Genomic DNA, 19,887 nt, shown 5'->3' on the forward strand with positions numbered 1-19,887 from the left:
TGTCGTGCGGGGCGATGCATACCTGATCCGAAAGTCACGGCCTCGGTGTATGGAGCACGAGCGTTGTCGACACTCGACAGGTCATGAACATGGCGAAGACCTCCGGTGCAGTGGGAGCTGTCTAGGAACTCACCGCACGGAGGTCTTCGTGTCCCACCGTAGTGCCCGGTTGACGGACTTCGGTAGAAGGCTGCTGGTCGAACGGGTCGCGTCCGGCCGCATCAGGGGCGTAGGGCGTAGCAGCGCAGGACGTCGAGGTCTGCGGTGTGGATGGCGGACCATCCGTTCGTGAGCAGTTCGGCGTCCTCGGGGGTGATTCCGAGCTCGTGGAGGGGTGGGTCGGTTGTCGTGCGGCGGCCAGTGATCTCGGTGACGACCCAGAAGGTGCCGCCGGGCGCGAGGAGCCGGCGGACGCGGTCGAGGAACGCCGGTTTGTCGTCCATCCAGCGGTAGACCAGGCGGCAGGTGATCAGGGCGTACGCGGGGTCCGGCAGGGCGGTGAGGTCCTCGGTGGTGATGTCCAGGCACGTCCAGACCGGTCCGGGGCCGGAACCCGTGTCGTGAGCGGCGGCGAGGGCGATGGCGCTGGGGGCGCAGTCGACGCCCGTGGCGCGGTAGCCGAACTCGTGGTGGAGGTGTCGGGCCAGGGCCCCGGAGCCGCAGCCGATGTCGAGCGCCGGGCGAGCCTGACCGGGACCGAGGTACTCGCTCATCAGCCGCTTCTCGCTGCCGTCTAGTGGACGGTACTGACGGCCGTCGGCCCAGAGCGGCTGCCAGTAGGCAGCGTGTGCGGTGGATTCACTGATGATCATGCACCTTCTCGGCTGGGAGGGCCCGCGGCCCCGACGCTGGGCGGGGGCATGGCCCCGCAGAATCCGGATGGGGGAGGCGAGGCGCAGGAAGAATGGCACCTGGAGCTTGCCGTCGTTCTTCGTACCGGATCGGTCATGCCGGCAGGTGCCTTCCGATGCTGACTGCTCAGTCCTCACTGATCGCTTGCACGCTTCGTCCGCGCCCTCGACGAACGCCTGGACCGCCTGGAGGCCGCGCTCGCCCCGGAGAGGATTGCACCGAGCGGGGGCTGAACCGTGGGCTGGACGGTTGCTTCCAGCTACTTCGTCAGCGGGTCGAGTGCCTTCCTCGCCTCACCGAACAAGTCGCTGACCTGGCGCAGAACATCTTCCTGAGCGCCGGCTGGCTTGCTGACCGTTCCATCGGAGGAGGCCTGACCCGGCTCCCGCCTCGGATACCGTGGTGCTCTACGGGGTGCCATAACGGATGTGGCGCCCCCCACCGGAGGTAGTCAGCGTATGAGTTCAAAGCGCAGCAAGAATCCAGCCCTGCCCGTACTTGACGACGCATTCCGACTCGACTCGGTCAAGGACGCCGAAGAGTCCATCCGTGACTTGGCCGCGCGGCTGGCCACCACCGAGCTGCGCCGTGCTTCCCACCCGGGCCGGGTCACCTGGGAGCCCACCGATCAGGCCGAGCCCGTACCGGTCCCGCCGACTGTGGTCGACGGTGACGGGGACCTGTGGCTGCGGGACCGGGGCACTGGCACCTGGACCATGCCCGAGTTCAACCCGAAGGAGTTCCCGGCCCGCTGTGGCGAGGTTCTGACGTGGAACGAGCTTGCCCGCGAGTTCGGCCCGCTGACCGCACTGGCCGACGACCGCCGCATCGGCGGCGGCCGGCGTCGCTGACCGCGCAGCCTTCTGGGCTGACCGCGCCCCTGCAGCGCCCGTTACGGGTAGCTGGGAGCTCCAGCTCACCGCCGAGCTCGACGACGGCGGCGAGCAGGAGAGCGTGGTGGTGGCGTGCGACGGCCTTGAGCAGCGTGGTGCGGGCCTGGCGTCACCCGGTGCCCTGGGTGCGGCCGGCGTTGGTGGACCACCCGGGTAGCGGTCGGCCGTCAGTTGCCGTGGCGAGCGCGCGGCCTAAACGGCCGCCGTTGTCCCCGGCGCAGATCACGGCGATCGAGTGCCCGAGCTGCGGGTGCCGCATCCACGGCGTGAATTCGCTTTACGCGTGCACCCGGTGCGACTGGCTGAGCCGCTGGGGGACGGAGACACCGATCGGCCGACCGAGGCGGACGATCCGTGGCCCCGCAAGAAGTAGCCTCCACCCGCTGAACGCGACTGGCTGAGGCACCGGAGGCAAGTGCCCCCGCGCTGGTGCGGACGGAGCAGCGGCATCACCCCTCGGTGGCCTGGCCGGCACGCGCCAGCTCAGCAAGTGTCGACCCCGCGCCCGCGGGGATGGACCTGCTGCGCCGGTGGGGGAGGTAGCCGACCGGGGGCCCTCCCGCGAGTGCGGACGCGAAGCGCTCCTGGGGCCGCTGACCGAGGGCCTGAACATCCCCCGCGACCTCGACCTCGGCAACCGGGCCAAGGCCCTGGAACAGCTCAACGTCAAGCCACGGGCACACGCCGCCCATGTCAGGGTGAGAACGGCCAGTGAGGTCACAACAGCTCGATTCACGAGGTGAGGGCCGCCAGGAGGACAGCGTGGCTGCATAGGTGAAAGCGAAGAGCGAATGTTGATGGGTCCTGGCCTGTCGGCGCACAAGTGAACGTACTCACAGGAGTACGCCGACACCGACCGTCTGCAAGACCTCCGCAGCAGTCAGCAGTCAGCAGCGGCAGCCGCGGGTCCTCAGTGTCCGGGTGGTCGCCGGTCACGGTCACCGGCTCAGCGGTCTCCATGAGGTGCACAACCCCCCGCCGCCGCCCAAGGGCACGCAATCATGCCGCGCTCGGGATCCTCACCCGTCACGGGGCGGGTGTGATGTCCCCACTCTGGCCGTGGTGGATGGTGCAGTTCTCGTCGAGGGGAGGCTCGGAGGTTGGTTGTGGGCGTTGACGTCGGAGGCGCGGGGCGGTCAAGGTCCGGCGCAGCATGCGGCGCGAGCGTGTGGTCAGCGTTGGGCTCGGATGACCACGAGCTCTTCCCACTGGTCGGCTTGGGCCACCAGGCCCTGCCGCTCCAGCCAGGCCCTCCGCGAGCCCAGCACCGGACCCCAGGGCACGCGGGTTCTTGCCGTGACTTTGGCGGCGAGGCCTGCCCGGGAGAGCCGATCGACGCTGTCCTCGGCCCCGCACAGCCCGGAGTGCACCATCAGGAGTCTCCCGCCCGGCCGCAGACGGGTGGGAGCGCGGCACAGATCCTGTCGAGACCGCACGTCCGTCGGGGCCCGCGTTCCACGCCCGCTCGCGCGCGTGCGACGGCAGCTCCTGGTCCGGGGCGGGAGCGAAATGGCTCGCGTCGGCAAGCGTCACTCAGGCGGGCCCACGAGGACGGGCGGATACCCATCCCGCACCATCAGGAGTTGGTTTCGTGCCGTAGCGCCAGCCGCGCAAGGACCGCGCCGAGGTCACCTTCGTCCGCCTGCGCACCCGAACGGATCAGCCCGGAGTGACCGGTGGCTCGGTCGATCGTTGGGAGCAGCGACACGTGCCCCGGCCTGCCCTTATGGGCCGGATCCGTGTGACGGTCCTGCCACCGCGCCCGGCGGCAGGACCGTCGCCCCATCCCATGGCCCCTGCCGGACGGGACCGATGGGTGGCGCGGCCCGGAGCCCTCGTGACGAGTGACGACGGCCCTCACCGTGGACGTTCCGGCGAGGCGCGGGCTGGGACGGAGGGAAGCGGCACGCTCGCTGAGGCGAGTGTGAGGGGCCGTCGCCGGGGAAGCCGCTGTATGAGTGAGAGGCTCCTGCTCATGCCGCTGCCTGCCTTCCGCAGACGGCCGCCCCAAGACCGAGTTCCGCGGGGCGGTGCGGGGACGGGCAGGGGGCAGGTGCACCGCAGTCTCGGGGCCGTGCGGGTTTCACGAGGTCGTGGTGAGGACCATGAGCGACCGGGTCCCGGAGTGGGGGGACGCGCGTCCGCGTCTGGTGCTCGTGGAGGGTCTGCCGGCATGGCGGGCTGTGAAAGACGAGGCGCTGGTCTGCTACGAGCCGTCCGCGTCGCCCGCGACTGTGGTCCTGTCTGCCTACGGAGAGTTCGACGCGGACACGGTGGCCTGCCTCCATGAGGCCGTCGTGAGTGTCTGCACCGCTCAGACCGACCGCGTTCTGCTGGACCTGACCGGGGTCACCTTCGCCGCCCCCGCGTTCGTCGACGAACTGCTCGCGGCCCGTCACCGCTGCCACCTCATTCTCGTCGGCCCCCTCCCCAGACCGGTCCGCCTGGTCCTTGAGGCGGTCGGAGTGCGGAGCCTGTTCCACATCGCCCTCGAGCACGGCCTGGAATGAGCCCCTCCCGCCGTGGTGTAAGCCGGGGCGCGAAACGCCCCGGCACGGAGGATGACCGAGGACGCGTACACGAAGGGCCCGCCGGCCCGGGCTGAGCCGCGGGCTACTGCGGTGCGCGGGATCATGCCCAGCCCCCACTTGCACAGGGCCCGGAGCGTCGTCCGCCAGTACTGCCAGGAGCTGGGCGCCAGCTACCTGGAGACCAGTCTGATCGCTCCCTGACGGGGCAGACCCTTGCCAGCCCCCACCCGGGGCCCGGAGACCGCGCACCGTCTGACAAGAAGGAGCGCACCGTCTGCAGCCCACGCCCAACGTGCCTGCGCCTGTGGCGGAGGACGGGTACGACGCGCGGGGCGCGCAGGCCGCCATGCAGCGGACCGCTTAAGGCACCGAGCATCACGTACGCAAGCCCCGGCATCCTCGCCTGGTCGGTCAGTCAGCCCGTCCCCGCCGACGATCCGTGGGGTGCCCACTATCGGGCTCAACGTATTGAGGCGCGGGGCCCATCGCGAACAACGTGGTCGTGCCGGTGATGTCCATGAGCCGCACCATCTGATGTGAGGGTGCCCCCAGCCGTAGGGTCCGGCCCGATTCCGTGGCCCACCGCCTTGCTGTCATGAGTACTTCGAGGCCCGAGGAATCGCAGAAGGACGAGTGCAGGAGATCGATCACCACCTCGGCGCCGGCCGGAGCCTCGGTCACCGCTCTGCGCAGCATGGAGCGAACTTCGTCCGCGTGATGGATGTCGAGGTCCCCGGACATGCGCACCACTCGTACCCTGGGAGGTGATCCGGCCCGCCTGTATTCCGCCGTATGGTCTCCTATGTTGACGCTCATGACCATTCACCTCACATACGAGCGGTTGCCCGGAATCGCCTTCCGCATGCGGCAGTTCCGCGGCAGGGCCGGGCGACCCGAGGGTGCAAGGTGCGCGCATGGTCGGCCGCGCCCGATCATCGTGCGCCCGTCAGGGTGTGAAGAGGACCTTGACGGCGCCGTCCTGCTTCTTCTGGAACATCTCGTAGGCGTCCGGCGCCTGCTCCAGCGGCAGCCGGTGAGTGGCGAAGCCGTCGACCCCCAAGGGGTCTTCGTCGGTGAGCAGCGGAAGGATGTCGCCCGCCCAGCGGTGGACGTTGGCCTGTCCCATGCGTACCTGCAGCTGCTTGTCGAACATGGTCAGCAAGGGCATCGGGTCGGCGGCGCCCCCGTACACCCCGGAGACGGACACGGTTCCCCCGCGCCGGACGAGATCTATGGCCGCGTACAGGGCGGAGAGCCGGTCGACCCCGACGGTCTTCATCAGTCCGGCGGCCAGGGCATCGGGCAGCACGGTGGTCACCGTCTGCGCCGCGGAGGCGACCCGGCTGCCGTGTGCCTCCATGCCGACGGCGTCGATGACCGCGTCCGGCCCGCGCCCTTCCGTGAGCTCGCGCACAGCGTCCGTCAGGCCGTCCTTGTACTCCCGCAGATCCAGGGTGTGCACACCGCGGCGCCGAGCCCGCTCCAGACGCTCGGGCACGAGGTCGATGCCGATGACGGTCTCCGCGCCGCGGTGGGCAGCGATGCGACAGCTCATGTCCCCGATGGGTCCGAGCCCCAGGACCGCGACGCTGCCGCCGCGGGGAACCGCCGCGTACTCGACGGCCTGCCAGGCCGTCGGCAGGACGTCGGACAGGTAGACGAAACGGTCGTCGGGCGGACCGGGCGGTACCGGGATGGGGAGGGTGTTGCCGAAGGGCACCCGCAGGTACTGGGCTTGGCCTCCCGGCACTTGGCCGTAGAGCTTGGTGTAGCCGAAGAGGGAGGCGCCGGTGCCGTGCTCGTGGACCTGCGTGGTTTCGCACTGAGAGTGCAGGCCGCGTTCGCACATGAAGCACGTTCCGCACGAGACGTTGAAGGGGATGACGACCCGGTCGCCCGGCTTCAGGCCGGTGACATCGGGGCCGACCTCCTTCACGACACCCATGGCCTCGTGACCCAGGATGTCGCCGACGTCCAGGAAGGCCCCCAGGACCAGGTAGAGGTGCAGGTCGGAGCCACACAGACCGGTGGTCGTCACTTCGACGACGATGTCGTCGGGGTCTCGGACCACCGGGTCGGGCACCGTGTCCACGCGTACGTCCCGTTTACCGTGCCAGGTCAGCGCTCTCATCGCTTCTCCCTGCCGAACCCTCGGTATGGGTTTGCCTGTCGCCCGGCGGCTGCCCTCAGACGAAGAGTCCGAATCTGTACGGGGGCGGATTTCTCGGCGAACCTCCCAGAACTGGCCCGACGCGCGAAAGTCGCGATTCCCCCGGCCATCCCACGGTCAGGGGGCATCGCCCAGCGCACGTAGCGCGACCGCCGGCTTTGGAGCACGGACTTCCGGTCCCTGTGCGGGGGCGCCGGCCCTCTGCGCCGAGGCGAAGCGCACCCGTCCGAACCGCGCCACCGGTCAGGTGCGCACCGGGCAGGTGATCATGAAATGTGCGGGTAGGCGCAAAGGGTGATCACCCTGGGCGTAGAGGAAGAGTATCTGCTGGTGGACCCGGCAACCGCTGTTCCGGTCCCCCTGGCCGAGGAGGTGCGCCGGGCCACGGGTCTGGGCCCCTTCGCGGACGGCGCGGAAATCCAGTACGAGCTGCTCCAGGCCCAGATCGAGGTGGCCACTCCCGTGTGCTGGACCCTCGACGAAGTCGGCGGCCACCTGCTGCGGTTGCGCCACGCACTGGCATCTGCCGCGCAGGCCATCGGCTGCCGAGTCGCCGCCACAGGTGCGGCGCCCGTGCTTGGGGGGCTGACCGTACCTGTCACCCCCACGCCGCGCTACGCGAGGATGGCGCGCGAAGCCCGGCAGCTTGTCGATGAGCAGCTGATCTGCGGGATGCATGTGCACGTCGGCGTCCCTGATCCGGAGACAGGCGTCGCGGTGCTGAACCGGATCCGAGGATGGCTTCCGGTGCTGCTGGCCATGTCCGCCAATTCGCCGCTGTGGAGCGGGCGGGACACGGGGTTCGCGAGCTGGCGCACCATCGTTTTCAGTCGCTGGCCCGTGAGCGGCCCACCACCGCACTTCGACGGATTCAGCGACTACGAAGAGCGCCTTGAGGCACTGGTGGCCTCAGGGGTGATCGCCGACCGGGGGCAGGCCTACTGGCAGGCGCGGCTGTCCGACCGCTATCCCACCGTCGAGGTGCGCTGCCTCGACGTCCAGCTGCGGGCCGACGACGCCGTCATGTTCGCCGGCATCGTCCGGGGGCTGGTGGCCACGGCGATCGCGGAGGAGAAGGCGGGTCTCTCCCTGCCGGTCGTCGCGCCGGAGTTGGCGCACGCCGCGAATTGGTACGCGGCGCGCCACGGTCTGAAGGGGACACTGGTGGATCCGCTTGGCCGCCCGTGCAGCAGCGGGCAGGCACTGAACGCACTGATGCGGCACATCACGCCCGCCCTGGAGGACGCGGGCGACGTTCGAGGCGTGCGCGGCCTCGTCCGCCGACTCCAGCAGGCCGGAACTCCCGCTGACCGCCAGCGTCGCGCGCTGAAGGAGGCGGGGCTGCCGGCGCTGATCAATCTGCTGAGTGGGTCCGGCACCTTCGAATGACCGCGCACCAGCTGAGCGGGTCCGGCACCTTCGAATGACCGCGCATCACAGGGCGTCGGGTACCACCGTCACCGCTGCGACGGAAGCTGCAACTCTCATGGGGAAGGCACAGACTCACGGCAGCCTCGGTCTTTACTCACGCAGGCAGCCTGCGGCCCGACGGACAGAGATGCGGTCATGTCAGACCACCCGGTGAATGGCCGAATCGCCTCCCCTCCTTGACACACCACCGGCGCACCAGACAAGCGGCACCGCCCAGAGTCCCGCACCAAGCGGCAGCGAACGCCCAGATCAGCGCCGACGAGGAGGACTGTACGGCTCGAACCATCAGGACCGTGGACGCCATCGCCAGCATCAGGGTCATGGTCATCAGCCAGTGACGTCGCGCGCCAAGAAGCATGCCGCAGCGCATGGTGCGCAGACGACGGTCCAAGCGCCTGTCCCGGGCGAGGTCACGCTCGGTGATGGTCAGCACCAGTCGCTCCGCGGGCGAGAGAGGAGTGCCGTCCATATCGTCTCCCGCATGTCAGGGCTGCCCCTGGTGATGAGTAAGGCCCACGCCGTCACCGACGTGGTGCGCCGCGCTGGTCGACTACGCGGCGATCGTGCTGCCTGCGGTGGGACCGCGGCGCACCAGGCGTCTGCCCGTGCCGGCCGCGTACAACCCTCTGCTGGACGTCATGTCGGCCGCGCCTCCAGCGGCCCCGACATGCTTCTCAGCGTGCGCAACCGCGCCCGCCGAGCACGGCGCGCCGCACGTGTGCGGCGTCCCGCGCCTGGCGCCGCGCGTCCCCGACCTCACCGGCATTCGCAATCCCTACCCCGCGCTTCCGTCTCACCTCATGAGATCCGCGCTTGCAGACGGGCAGGGCGGGCATGCGCGAAGGGAACCACGGTGCCGAGTGCCGCCGCCGGAAAGCCCGCCCGTCGGGCGAGAAGCACCTCACCGCGAACGGCGCCGCACCTTGCGAGAGGTCTCACATGTCTGTTCCCGCTGGCACCGCCCCCCTCGCAGCACTGTCCGCGGCCGGAGTGGCGGTCTGGCTCGACGACCTGTCCCGCGAGCTCCTGGCCGGTGGAGAGCTCATCGAGCTGGTCACGGAAAAGCACGTGGTGGGGGTCACGACCAACCCCACGATCTTCGCCTCCGCGCTGTCCAAGGGGGACCGCTACAGCGAGCAGCTGCGCCGCCTCGGCGACGCGGGAACCAGCGTCGACGACGCCGTCCTCGCCCTGACCACGGACGACGTGCGAAGCGGCTGCGAGGTCCTCGCCCCCGTCCACCAGCGCACCGGTGGCATCGACGGACGGGTCTCCATCGAGGTCGATCCGCGCCTGGCGCAGGACGCCGATGCCACCGCAGTCCAGGCCCGAAAGCTGTGGCAGACAGTCGACCGGCCGAATCTGCTCGTCAAGATCCCAGCCACTCGCAAGGGGCTCAAGGCGATTACCGCCGCCATCGCCGACGCCATCAGCGTCAACGTGACGCTCATCTTCTCCCTGGACCGCTACCGCGACGTGATGGACGCCTACCAGACCGGTCTCGAACAGGCGCAGGCAGCGGGACGCGATCTGTCGGACATCCACTCGGTAGCCTCATTCTTCGTCTCCCGAGTCGACAGCGAGGTCGACCGCCGCCTCAACACCCTCGGCACCCCAGAGGCTCTGGCACTCAAGGGCAAGGCCGCGGTCGCCAACGCCCGGCTGGCCCACCGGGCATTCGAGGAGATGACCGCAGAGCCGCGTTGGCAGCGCCTCGCCGCGGCCGGGGCCCGCGTTCAGCGGCCCCTGTGGGCGTCCACCGGGGTGAAGGACCCGTCCTACCCCGACACCATGTACGTCAGCGAACTCGTCATCCCCGGCACCGTGAACACCATGCCCGGCACCACCCTGGCCGCGTTCGCAGACCACGGAACCCTCCCCGCCCACCCCCCGACCGTGGAGGACTACGCGGCCGCAGCCTCCCACCTCGAGGCTCTGGAACGCGCCGGGGTCGACTTCTCCGACGTCACCGACACCCTGGAGCGCGAAGGACTGACCAGCTTCGAGGACAGCTGGAAGGAACTCGGAACCTCGGTGCGGGGCGCGATGCACCCCCAAGCCGTCGACACCTGCGACGACGACGGGCGCGGGGGTGAGGGTTCCGACAGCGTCGCCCAACTGCTCGCGATCTACCTCAACGACCACTATTCGGCCGCCACCGGGGGCCTGGAACTCTTCCGGCGCGCCGCAAAGGCACAGACGAGCGCGGGGGCGGACACGGTACTGACCGAACTGACCCGCCAGGTCGATGCGGACCGTGACTCGCTGGCACAGATCATGACCGATCTGCAGATCCCGATCAGCCAGTCCAAGGCGGCCATGGGATGGATCGCGGAGAAGGCGGGCCGCCTCAAGACCAATGGCCACCTCCTCACCCGCTCGCCCCTCAGCGACGTGCTGGAAACAGAGTCCATGATCGTCGGCGTCCAGGGTAAAAGGACGTGCTGGCGGACCCTGAGGACCCTCGCCGACACCGACTCACGCCTTTCCACCAAGCACCTGGACACCCTTGCGGAGCGCGCCGAGAAGCAGCTTGTGCGCTTGGAGGAGCTGCGCATCGCGGCAGTCACTCATGCCCTGCGCCCTCAACCCTCCGGCACGCGGTAGCCCCGGGAGCAGCCCCTTCTGCGATGTGAGGACGAATGGACGCCCCCTCCGTGTACGCGTGGCGCCCGGGCCGCGCCGTCTTTGGGGCCTTGGATCACACCGGGGCCCGCGAGCGGTACCGCGCAGACCTCGGGGCGACTGCGAGTGGGCGACTGCGAGTAGCGGAGCAGAGGACTCCCGGCAGGAGCGCCGACTCGGTCGTTCCACCGTGCCGCCGGGGGGTGAAGGGCACCCGTCTGGACGTGAAGGGGTGCCGACGCGCTTCGTGCGGCAGAGGCTGGGCCCATGGCCGCCAAGCTGACGTCTACCTGCCCGAGCAGCAGGTATGGCGCGAGTCCGCTATGACGGCGTTGCCATCGGAGTGGCGTGTCGCCCAGCCGATGTCAGGACCTTCCTCACCGCCGCCGGTAGGGGGAACGCCGGGGACGTCGACCTCACCACCCTGGCTCCAGGTGCTCCAGGTGTGCCGGGTGGTCCAGGTGCGCCGGGGGACCGGCCCCGAGGCCTGGGAACCGTTTCCCGGCCCTGCCTCCCTGGTCTGCTCGCAGGAGCCGGGGCACGCACCTCCCCGTCTTTGGCCCGGCCGCGTCCGGGATGGCTGAGCGGGGGATCCCAGGCTGACCGTGGACGGCCGAGCGGCAATCGGAGGAGCAGAGCGGTGACGGAGACGGGCTCGATCATTGTGTTCGCGAACTTCCTCTCGGACTTGGCGGTGGATCTCGACGAGGGGCAGATCCTGACGGCGTGGGCCCAGCAGGCGCCGCGGAAGGCGTGGCTGCTTCGGCCGGGGGACGTGTTCGTCACTCCCGTGCCGTTGAGCCGGGAGTTCCTGCGTTACGTGTACGACCTGACGGGGGTGCCCCCGGGATCGACGGCGGTGGTCGAGGTGCCTCCTGCCGGAGCTGTCCCGCTGGCCAGGGCTGTGCGCGAGGCAGGACTGGTCGAGAAGGTCCGGGCTCTCGCCGGTGACCGGGGTGCGGCGCTGCTGCCGACGGCGCTGGACGCGTCGGCGATCGCGTTCGCCCGGGACATCGGCATCGGCGTCCATCCGTATCCCACCGTCGAAGCCGCACAGGCCGCCCTGAAGACGGCCATGTTGCTCAACACCAAGACCGGTTTCCGCGAGACGGCCGGGCAACTCGGCATGCGGCTGCCGAGGGGGCGGATGTGCCGGCGCCCGGAGGCCGAAGGTGTGGCGCGCGATCTCCTGCGGGACCACGAGCGTGTTGTGGTGAAGCCTGACCGTTCGGCCGGAGGACACGGGATGCGCTTCGTGTCCCGCGACGACCTGAGGGGCGGGGCGAGCCTGGCGCTCGACACGGTCGGTGGGCCCGAAGGACTGTGGGTGGTGGAGGAGCACCTCGACGTAGCCGAGTCGGTCAGTGTCCAGGTGGAGGTCTCCGCCTCCGGGACGCGCACGCTCTTCAGCGGGGCGATGCGCACGGTTGAGGGTTCTTTCACGGGATACGCCTCTCCGCTGCCACTGTCCTGCGCGCACGCGGCCGGCGAGCTGGAGGAATGGGGAACGGCCCTGGGCCGCTACCTGGCCGACCACGGCTATGCCGGGCCCTTCGGGCTCGACGCGCTGGTGGACACGGATGGTGTCGCGTACGCGAGTGAGAGCAACATCCGCCGTACGGCCACCACCACGCCGCACGCCATGGTCACCCGGCTGACGGAGGGATCTGCCACCGCACAGCCGGCATGGTCGGTGTCGAAGGGCTGGACACGGACTGCCATGGACTTCGACGAGGTGCTGGCACGGCTGGGCGCCTCCCGCCTCGCCTTCGACCCGGATCGCGGCGAGGGCGTGGTCCTCTACGCGGACGCACCGCCCGACGGCCGCTCGTGGCGGTATGTGGTGATCGCCAGGAGTGCCGGGGACGTGGCGGAGCAGGAAGCCGCCTTGGGCCAGGTCCTTGAATTCGAGGCTGGGTGACCCGCCACGCGCCCGTCTCGATGGGCCACCGGTGCCGGGGTCCGTACGGGTGACCGTACCCGCAGGTAGCGTGTACCCCCGGGACGGGCACCTGCCGGGGGAAGCCCCGGACCGTGAAGGGCCGGGGCTCGGCAACACCCTGCAAGGCCCATGGGAGGGTCCCCGCATACGGCCGGGTCAGATCGCGGCCGGGAAGCGCTCCCAGACGCGGTGGACTGCGAGGAGTTCCAGCAGTCGGGGCAGCGCCTGCGCTCCGTCCGAGAGGATGACGCCAGGCACACCTCCAGAGATGCCGGCGGCTTCGAAGAGGGTTTCGGCGCCTTCCAAGCCCGCGAGCGCCTTGCCGTGCCGGAAGGCCTCGGTCAGCAGCGTGAGGACCCGGGGGTCGCCGGAGGCAGCTGTGGGGGAGCCGGCTTTGGCGTCGCGGGCACCGTACGCGTCGGCGCCGGCCTGCGGGGCGCCGATGACGACCAGTGCGTCGAATTCGACGGAGCGGGCGGTGGCGAAGGTGCGCTGTACGGTGATCGGATCGCCGTCCGTACCGAGCACTCCGCCTGCCGCGGCGACGACCAGCGGCACCATGCCGGCATCCAGAACGGACTCGCGGACCGCGCGCACGGTGGCCGTGTCGACGTCCTGGTCGGTGACGATGCCGATGACGCGTCCGTCCAGCGGCCAGGTGGCGCCGATCTGCGACAGCGCCGGACTCGGGTCGACATCAGCGAGTGGTTCGGTGGCGGCCGGCACGGGCAGGCCCAGGCCGGCCGCCACATGGGCGCACAGGTCGCCGTCGATGTTCGCGAGGACGGTCAGGACGCGTTCCTTGATGGCCTGCTCGTAGCACTTGCCCAGCTCGAAGGTGTAGGCGGCGATGATGTGCTCGCGCTCGAGCGGGCTCATGCTCAGCCAGAACAGGCGCGGTTGGGAGAAGTGGTCGTCGTACGAGGCAGGGGCTTCGCGGACTTTCCGTCCGGCCGGTACCTCAACGGGAACCTCGATGAATGCACCTGTGTCGGCGCCGGCGAAGAAGGGGCAGCCCCCGTCGAGGCTGTTGGGCTTGTAGGGGGCCACGCCCCGGTGCACGGCCGTCTGGTGGGAGCCGTCGCGGAGCATGTCGTTGACCGGGGCGTGGGTGCGGTTGATCGGAATCTGCGGGAAGTTGGGTCCGCCGAGCCGGGTGAGCTGGGTGTCCAGGTAGGAGAAGTTCCGCCCTGCCATGAGGGGATCGTCGGTGGCGTCGATGCCCGGGACGAGGTGCCCGGTGTGGAAGGCGACCTGTTCGACCTCGGCGAAGAAGTTCGACGGGTTCGCGTTCAGCGTCAGCAGGCCGACCGGCTGTACGGGCGCGAGTTCCTCCGGGACGATCTTCGTTGAGTCGAGGAGGTCGATTCCTTCGAACATCTGGTCGTCAGTGTCGGGGAAGGTCTGGATGCCGAGCTCCCACTGGGGGAAGGCGCCGGACTCGATGGCGTCGTAGAGGTCGCGGCGGTGGAAGTCGGGATCGACGCCCGCGAGGATCTGCGCCTCCTCCCACACCAGGGAGTGGACGCCGAGCCTTGGCTTCCAGTGGAACTTCACCAGCGTGGTCGCGCCGTCGGCGTTGACGAGGCGGAAGGTGTGGACGCCGAAGCCCTCCATCATCCGGTAAGAGCGGGGAATCCCCCGGTCGGACATGTTCCACAGAGTGTGGTGGGTGGCTTCCGTATGGAGGGAGACGAAATCCCAGAAGGTGTCGTGCGCGCTCTGGGCCTGGGGGATTTCACGGTCGGGGTGCGGTTTGCCAGCGTGGATGACGTCGGGGAACTTGATGGCGTCCTGGATGAAGAACACCGGGATGTTGTTCCCGACCAGGTCGAAAACGCCTTCCTCCGTGTAGAACTTCGTGGCGAAGCCACGGGTGTCACGCACGGTGTCGGCGGAGCCCCGGGAGCCGAGGACGGTAGAGAAGCGGACGAACACCGGCGTCTCGACATCCGGGGCCAGGAACGCGGCTTTGCTGACCGTCTGCCCCGTGCCGTAGGACTGGAAGACGCCGTGCGCGGCCGAGCCGCGTGCGTGAACCACGCGCTCCGGGATGCGCTCGTGGTCGAAGTGCATGAGTTTCTCGCGCAGGTGGTGGTCCTGCAGCAGCACAGGACCCCGCGGCCCCGCCTTGAGCGAGTGGTCCGTGGCCGGCAGGCGGACGCCCTGGGCAGTGGTCAGGTAGGCGCCGCTCTGCGCCATCCTGGCCTGCTCCGCACCAGTGGGCTGACCAGTCGGGCTGACCGTCTCGGGGCCACGTTGCTCCGCCTTCGGCGGCAACGGCTCGACCGGTGTCGTCGGCTCGACGAGCTGAGGCGAGACAGGGGCCGGCTTGCCGGGCACGCCCTCTTCGGGACCCTCGACCGGGCCTGTGTGCATGACGTCGGCGATTTCGTCGGCGACGGCCTTCACCGGATTCTTCTCGGACATCACATCTCCAGACGCAGCGGGGCGGGCCCTCGGGCCCTACACGTGTGACCCGAGGCGATATGTCCTGAAACCTGGACTAGCCTGTCCGGCCCGGAGGCGAGCCCCCGTTCCCGTCCGCCTGAGCCGCAGCCTCGTCGTGGCCCACGACGACAGCACGGACTGCCGAGACGGCTGCCTGCCGCCGGCCTCGAACGCTGTTAGGGCCGACCTGTCACGTGTGGAACGGACACGGCCGGGCAGGGGCATGGTATGAGGCCCTGCGCCCGCCGACACCACACCCACACCCATTCGAGCCCACTCACGGGCAGGGGCGCCGTGGTCACCGGCGCCGCGGGGGGCATCGGCGCGAGCACGGCGTACGCGATGTCGCAGCGCGGCGCCCACGTGGCCCTCCTCGGCCTGGACTGCACTACTTCCGGCACGTTCTCGCGGCCCACGGGGACGCGCCCCTGCCCGCCACCGGCCTCCTCGGACCGGGTGGCGCCGCAGCCGCCACGAACCACCTTCGCAGGACCGGACCGGCATCACCGTCGCCCAGGAGGACGATCATGGCCGTACGACACCGCTTGATCCACGCCTCGCCGGGCCGGGTGTGGGCGGTCCTCGCCGACGGCACGCGCTACGCGGACTGGGTGGTGGGCACGAGCGAATCGCGGGTGGTCCACGGTCTGTGGCCCGAGCTGGGATCCGCACTGGAGTACACCGTCCGGCTCGGCCCCTGGACCGTTGCGGGCACCACCGTCGTACGACGCGTCGACGTACTCGAAGAACTGGAACTAGAAGTCGACAGCGGACCCTTCGGCACCGCACGCGTGGCGATCGACGTCCGCCCCTGGGGTGACGAGGCCCTGATCATCGTGGACGAGCATCCTCTGCGGGGCATCGGAGGAACGCTTCACAACGCCGCAGTCGACGCACTGATCCAACTGCGTCACCGCAGCATGCTCGCCAGGCTCGCGAACGTTGTGGAGGAACAGACCAGCTACGCACGCACCTGAAGCCAACCCCCTGCGGGCCCGTGGGCTGTTCCTCCCAAGACCGCGTAGCGAGGTAGAGGGACGGCTTGCCCCCGGGAAGACGCACAGTCCCGCACAACACTGTCGACCGGCCGACACCGGCACGCCGCCCTGGGGACCCACCCGGCGTGTACACCCGGCAGCGAGCCATGACTGTGTAGCGTCCCCAGAGAGCGGCCCTCTCGCCGCGGGCAGCACCGTGGCGGTCCGAGTTCTGAGGAGGCTGACGTGAGGGACGAGCGGATCGGACTCGCCGAGGTCTTGACCGCGGCGGAGAACGCCGCCCCAGTGGACTCTCTCGACGTCGTGGCGCGCGATCTGCGCGACCGGTTCGGCGCCCAGTACGTGTCGTTCCTGTTCGTCGACGTCGCCGGCCGACGTCTGCTCCGAGTACACGACACATCAGCGATGCACGAGCAAGACCGTGCCACGCAGGTTCCACTCTCGGGCACCGGCGTCTATGACGAGGTTCTACGAGGCCAGCGCCTCATCCTGACTCCCGCGAGCGAGCACGGGCGGCGGGTGCTCGCCCCGGTGACCAACCGCGGCGACATCATCGGAGTCCTGGAACTGTTCCTCGACGATGCCCCTCAGGATGTCCTCGACCAGGTCGAGGTGGCGGCGCACGCACTGGCCTACATCATCGTCACCGATCGCCGGTTCACCGACCTCTACCACTGGGGCAATCGCACCGCCACGGTCAGCCTGTCAGCGGAGATCCAGCGTCAGCTCCTGCCCTCGGCCTCTTGCTGCGAAGCACGCCAATTCACCCTCGCCGGAGCCCTGGTCCCGGCCTCCGACATCGCCGGTGACACCTACGACTACAGCCTTGACGCCCGCACCCTCCACCTGTCCATCACCGACGCCATGGGCCACGACGTCAGCGCCTCCCTCATGGCGACCCTGGTCGTCAACGCATCCAGAGGCGCCCGCCGGGCCGGGGAAGGCCTGGCTGAACAGGCCCGGCAGACCCACCAGGCCCTCCTCGACCACGGTCGCCACAGCCTCGCCACCGGGCAACTGCTGCGCATCGCCCTGGACGGAACCAGCGCACGTCTCGTCAACGCCGGCCACCCCTGGCCACTGCGCCTGCGCAACGGGGCGGTCGACGAGCTGCGCCTGAAGGTCAACCTGCCGTTCGGCGTCCCCGGGCACGGCGGCTACCAGGTGCAGGACCTGGATCTACGGCCAGGTGACCGTCTGTTGCTCCACACCGACGGCATGCAGGAACGCGACGCGCGGGTGGTCGATCTTCCTGCCCTCCTGCGCAAGACCGCGGCCGAGCATCCTCGCGAGGTCGTACGCACCCTGGTCGGAGCGGTCACCGACGCCTACGACGGCCAGCCTCCGAAGGACGACGCGACTGTCCTGTGCCTCGACTGGATCGGCCCGGGCTGACGCCAGACAGCACGCACGGCGACGGAAGGCACGATGGGCCGGCCGCCTCAGGTCACCGCGTCTCTCCGCGGTTTGACGGACGCCCCTCGGTGTGAGGGACGGCCGGATCCGGCTTCTCCGCAGGACTCCCGGGGCAGATGGTCAGGCGGCGCCGCGGAGCGATGCCGGATCCAGCGGGGGCGAGCCGCTTCCGTAGGCATCAGCCGCCGGAGACCGGACGGCTCTCCTGGGCGGTGCCCTGAGCTATGTGACGTACCTCCTCAGCGGATTCCTGTCCTGTGCTGAGGGCGTCGTCCTTGGTTGCCGCAGCTGCGTCCTTGGCGGTGGACTTCACCGATGCGACCGCCTCGGTCACCGGTCCGCGGAGATTCTCCTTGACCTCCTGCGCGGCGTCGACAGCCGTCTGCTTCACCGGCTCCATGAGGTCGTCCGAGTGATCCTTGAGGAACTGACCTGCACGTTCCTCTGCCTCAGTGGTCGGCAGAAGTGCCGCGGCCAGCATGCCCGCCCCGAACGCCATGAGGCCGGCGGCCAGAGGGCTTCCCCGGGTCCGGCGCCGGGCCATGGCGGGAGTGCTCTGGACTGCGTCGGTTACGTTGCCGACTGACTCGCGCGCGGTCGCCGCGATGCTGTCGCTTGCCTGTTCCGCGCTGTCGGCGACACGGTGTCCCGTGTCGTGCGCCGTGCCCATCACGCGCTCCTTCACGTCAGCAACTCCGTGCCGCACGGAGGCGGCCTTACGCTGCGCCATCTTGCGCGGTGTCAACCGGTCTGCCAGCAGGTCGACGTTGCGCGCCAGGTGAGCGCGACGGTGCTCTACGTCGTGCCTCAATTCCTTGGGTGTCGTGCCCATCGGGCGTCCTCCTTCAGCGATTCCAGGGTCTGCTCGGGTGCGAGGCTGACGGTGTCGAGGCGCTTGCGTCCGTTGACGTAGAGGACGGCTCCGGCCACAGCCCATGCCACGGTGACGGCGAGAGCGGCCCATGCGGGGTCCATGATGTTGGCGAGTGCGGCGATGACCGTCAGACTGCCGAGCAGCAGGACGAGGTGTCCCGCGTACCCTGCGCCGGCGAGCATGCCCGCTGCCTTACCGGCCTTCTTCGACTCCTGCTTGATCTCGGCCTTGGCGAGTTCGATCTCGTCCCGTACCAGCTGAGAGAGGTCGGTACCTATCTCGCCGATCAAGTCACCGACCGATGCCTCGGCGTCCCTTCCCCGTTCTCGAGAGACAGTTCGGTGTGCCGCACGAGGTGCGCCGGGAGTCGCGGACGGAGTGGTGGCGGGGGCCGAGAGCCGCTCCTGGATGGCCACGGTCAGCTCCCTTCTCCAGGCCGCCTACCCACGCTGTACGGCTGGGCAGGAGCCGGGGATGCGGGCGGGGCCGGCGAGACCGACGGCACGTGCGTCACGTGCGGGGGTTGCGACTGTCCGTAGGTGTCGGCCGGCTCGGCAGGGGCGGTAACGCCATCGCGGCCCTGGGATGAGGGCAGAGGGTCATCCGCCACAGCTGGCCGGTGAGCCGTCTCCTGCGCCCCTGCCGGAGCCTGGGTTCCGGACGAGGTTGCCGCGCCGACGCCCTTGCCGGCACGGGCGACTGCGAATCCCGCAAGGGCCGCTCCGACGAGGAACATTCCGGGGCGGCGGCGTGCGAAGTCCTGCAGGTCGCTGATCAGCCCGTCGGGGCCCCGGTCCTCAAGATGGTCCGCCATCTGTTGCCCGCGGTCAGCCATCTGACGTGCGAGTCCGGCCGCGGTGGTGTTCGATTCTCCGTTTTCGCTCAGATCGCGTATCTCGCCGGCGAGCTTGCGCACATTGTCGGCAAGGCGTTGCGTCTGTGTGCTGGCCTGGTCCTGCAGTTCTGCGCGAAGGTCTCCGACGATGTCCTTGGCCTTGGACTGCGTCTCATCGACGACGTGGCCGGCCTGTTCCTTGGCGTTCTGGGCCACATGCGTGGCTTGGTCTCCGAGCACGGCGGCGGTGTCGCCCGCCTTGCCCTGAGCCGTCTGGTCTGACTGGGTCGGCTTGGATTCCGGCCGACCGTCCGAGTCCTGGAAGGCAGTCAAGGCTCTTCCTCCTCGATCAGCGGTGTTCGGTTGATGGCGTCGCTGCTCTGCGCGTACCCAGCACGGCACGAGACACCCGCACAATTGGGACATTTCACACGTAGTCATCGTCGGGCGCGCGCACGGCCGCCCGTTATTCACTCCTCGGGGCGGATGGCGCCTACCGCGGCTCCGTCGGCCTGGTGGTCGGCCGGCTATGAGCAGTGGTCCCACGGCGACGGCGCCCGGACGGCAGGCCGCCTGCTCACCGAACTGGCATGGCCCACTCCGGGTCGGTCCGCGTGCGCACCGCGGTCATCACCCTCGCGTCGGGGCGCCGCCCCCTCCTCCTCCAGCAGGACGGCCTCGCGCGCGGCGAGCGGACCTGCGACCAGTACGTCATCGTGTCCCTGGTCGACGACACAAGCCAGGCTCTCGTGGCCGGGAGGGATCCGCCCCCGCAAGTTCGCCGGCCTCCCGTCGACAGACGGGCGTCTGCCCCTTGGCCGCCGCCCGTGACGTCGGTGCGGCCCGAGCCCGCCGGGCAGAAGCCGACC

General features: G+C 69.7%; 14 protein-coding genes and 1 pseudogene. 7 read left to right on the forward strand and 8 right to left on the reverse strand.

Annotated elements, in window-relative coordinates:
* Nucleotides 1-221 precede the first annotated feature (221 nt).
* Nucleotides 222-812 carry a class I SAM-dependent methyltransferase gene (locus ACRRSS_RS36695; protein ID WP_435975573.1) on the reverse strand — a complete coding sequence of 197 codons (591 nt, stop codon included), beginning with the start codon at nt 810-812 and terminating at the stop codon, nt 222-224.
* Nucleotides 813-1,310: 498 nt separating this feature from the next.
* On the opposite strand from ACRRSS_RS36695, the gene ACRRSS_RS36700 reads away from it, so the two are divergent.
* Nucleotides 1,311-1,703, forward strand: a complete 393-nt coding sequence (locus ACRRSS_RS36700; protein ID WP_435975574.1) for a hypothetical protein — start codon at nt 1,311-1,313, stop codon at nt 1,701-1,703.
* A 2,147-nt stretch (nt 1,704-3,850) separates the two neighbouring features.
* On the forward strand, nt 3,851-4,255 hold the full coding sequence (locus ACRRSS_RS36705; protein ID WP_435975575.1) for an STAS domain-containing protein: 405 nt from the start codon (nt 3,851-3,853) through the stop codon (nt 4,253-4,255).
* Between the two features lie 432 nt (nt 4,256-4,687).
* Here the strand turns inward: ACRRSS_RS36705 and ACRRSS_RS36710 are convergent, their stop codons facing one another.
* Both ACRRSS_RS36710 and ACRRSS_RS36715 read right to left on the reverse strand, forming a co-directional pair.
* Nucleotides 4,688-5,098 (reverse strand): STAS domain-containing protein, encoded by a 411-nt coding sequence (locus ACRRSS_RS36710; RefSeq protein WP_435975576.1) that lies wholly within the window; start codon nt 5,096-5,098, stop codon nt 4,688-4,690.
* Between the two features lie 124 nt (nt 5,099-5,222).
* Nucleotides 5,223-6,407, reverse strand: a complete 1,185-nt coding sequence (locus ACRRSS_RS36715; protein ID WP_435975577.1) for an alcohol dehydrogenase catalytic domain-containing protein — start codon at nt 6,405-6,407, stop codon at nt 5,223-5,225.
* 333 nt (nt 6,408-6,740) lie between these two features.
* On the opposite strand from ACRRSS_RS36715, the gene ACRRSS_RS36720 reads away from it, so the two are divergent.
* Nucleotides 6,741-7,835, forward strand: a complete 1,095-nt coding sequence (locus tag ACRRSS_RS36720) for a carboxylate-amine ligase (protein ID WP_435975578.1) — start codon at nt 6,741-6,743, stop codon at nt 7,833-7,835.
* 175 nt (nt 7,836-8,010) lie between these two features.
* On the opposite strand, the gene ACRRSS_RS36725 is transcribed toward ACRRSS_RS36720, so the two are convergent.
* Complete coding sequence (locus ACRRSS_RS36725) at nt 8,011-8,310, reverse strand: DUF3040 domain-containing protein (RefSeq protein WP_435975579.1); 300 nt, start codon at nt 8,308-8,310, stop codon at nt 8,011-8,013.
* A 506-nt stretch (nt 8,311-8,816) separates the two neighbouring features.
* On the opposite strand from ACRRSS_RS36725, the pseudogene tal reads away from it, so the two are divergent.
* Together tal and ACRRSS_RS36735 are read left to right on the forward strand one after the other, a co-directional pair.
* Nucleotides 8,817-9,917, forward strand: a pseudogene (gene tal / locus ACRRSS_RS36730) (transaldolase); the annotation flags it as partial.
* Nucleotides 9,918-11,142: 1,225 nt separating this feature from the next.
* Nucleotides 11,143-12,423, forward strand: a complete 1,281-nt coding sequence (locus ACRRSS_RS36735) for a peptide ligase PGM1-related protein (protein ID WP_435975580.1) — start codon at nt 11,143-11,145, stop codon at nt 12,421-12,423.
* A gap of 177 nt (nt 12,424-12,600) precedes the next feature.
* On the opposite strand, the gene ACRRSS_RS36740 is transcribed toward ACRRSS_RS36735, so the two are convergent.
* On the reverse strand, nt 12,601-14,874 hold the full coding sequence (locus ACRRSS_RS36740) for a catalase (protein WP_435975581.1): 2,274 nt from the start codon (nt 14,872-14,874) through the stop codon (nt 12,601-12,603).
* A 548-nt stretch (nt 14,875-15,422) separates the two neighbouring features.
* Between ACRRSS_RS36740 and ACRRSS_RS36745 the strand changes: the two genes are divergently transcribed.
* Both ACRRSS_RS36745 and ACRRSS_RS36750 read left to right on the forward strand, forming a co-directional pair.
* A complete protein-coding gene (locus ACRRSS_RS36745) occupies nt 15,423-15,872 on the forward strand; it encodes an SRPBCC family protein (protein WP_435975582.1) in 450 nt (149 codons plus the stop codon).
* A gap of 246 nt (nt 15,873-16,118) precedes the next feature.
* Complete coding sequence (locus tag ACRRSS_RS36750; RefSeq protein WP_435975583.1) at nt 16,119-17,288, forward strand: PP2C family protein-serine/threonine phosphatase; 1,170 nt, start codon at nt 16,119-16,121, stop codon at nt 17,286-17,288.
* 199 nt (nt 17,289-17,487) lie between these two features.
* Here the strand turns inward: ACRRSS_RS36750 and ACRRSS_RS36755 are convergent, their stop codons facing one another.
* From ACRRSS_RS36755 to ACRRSS_RS36765, 3 genes are all read right to left on the reverse strand, one after another.
* Nucleotides 17,488-18,141 (reverse strand): DUF3618 domain-containing protein, encoded by a 654-nt coding sequence (locus tag ACRRSS_RS36755; protein WP_435975584.1) that lies wholly within the window; start codon nt 18,139-18,141, stop codon nt 17,488-17,490.
* Nucleotides 18,117-18,473 (reverse strand): phage holin family protein, encoded by a 357-nt coding sequence (locus ACRRSS_RS36760; RefSeq protein ID WP_435975585.1) that lies wholly within the window; start codon nt 18,471-18,473, stop codon nt 18,117-18,119. Before ACRRSS_RS36760 ends, ACRRSS_RS36755 begins: the two co-directional genes overlap by 25 nt.
* Nucleotides 18,474-18,601: 128 nt before the next feature.
* Nucleotides 18,602-19,351, reverse strand: coding sequence for a hypothetical protein (locus tag ACRRSS_RS36765; protein ID WP_435975586.1), 750 nt, complete (start codon nt 19,349-19,351; stop codon nt 18,602-18,604).
* Between the last annotated feature and the right edge of the window lie 536 nt (nt 19,352-19,887).

This window comes from Streptomyces sp. Qhu_M48, from assembly GCF_051305195.1.
GTDB lineage: Bacteria > Actinomycetota > Actinomycetes > Streptomycetales > Streptomycetaceae > Streptomyces.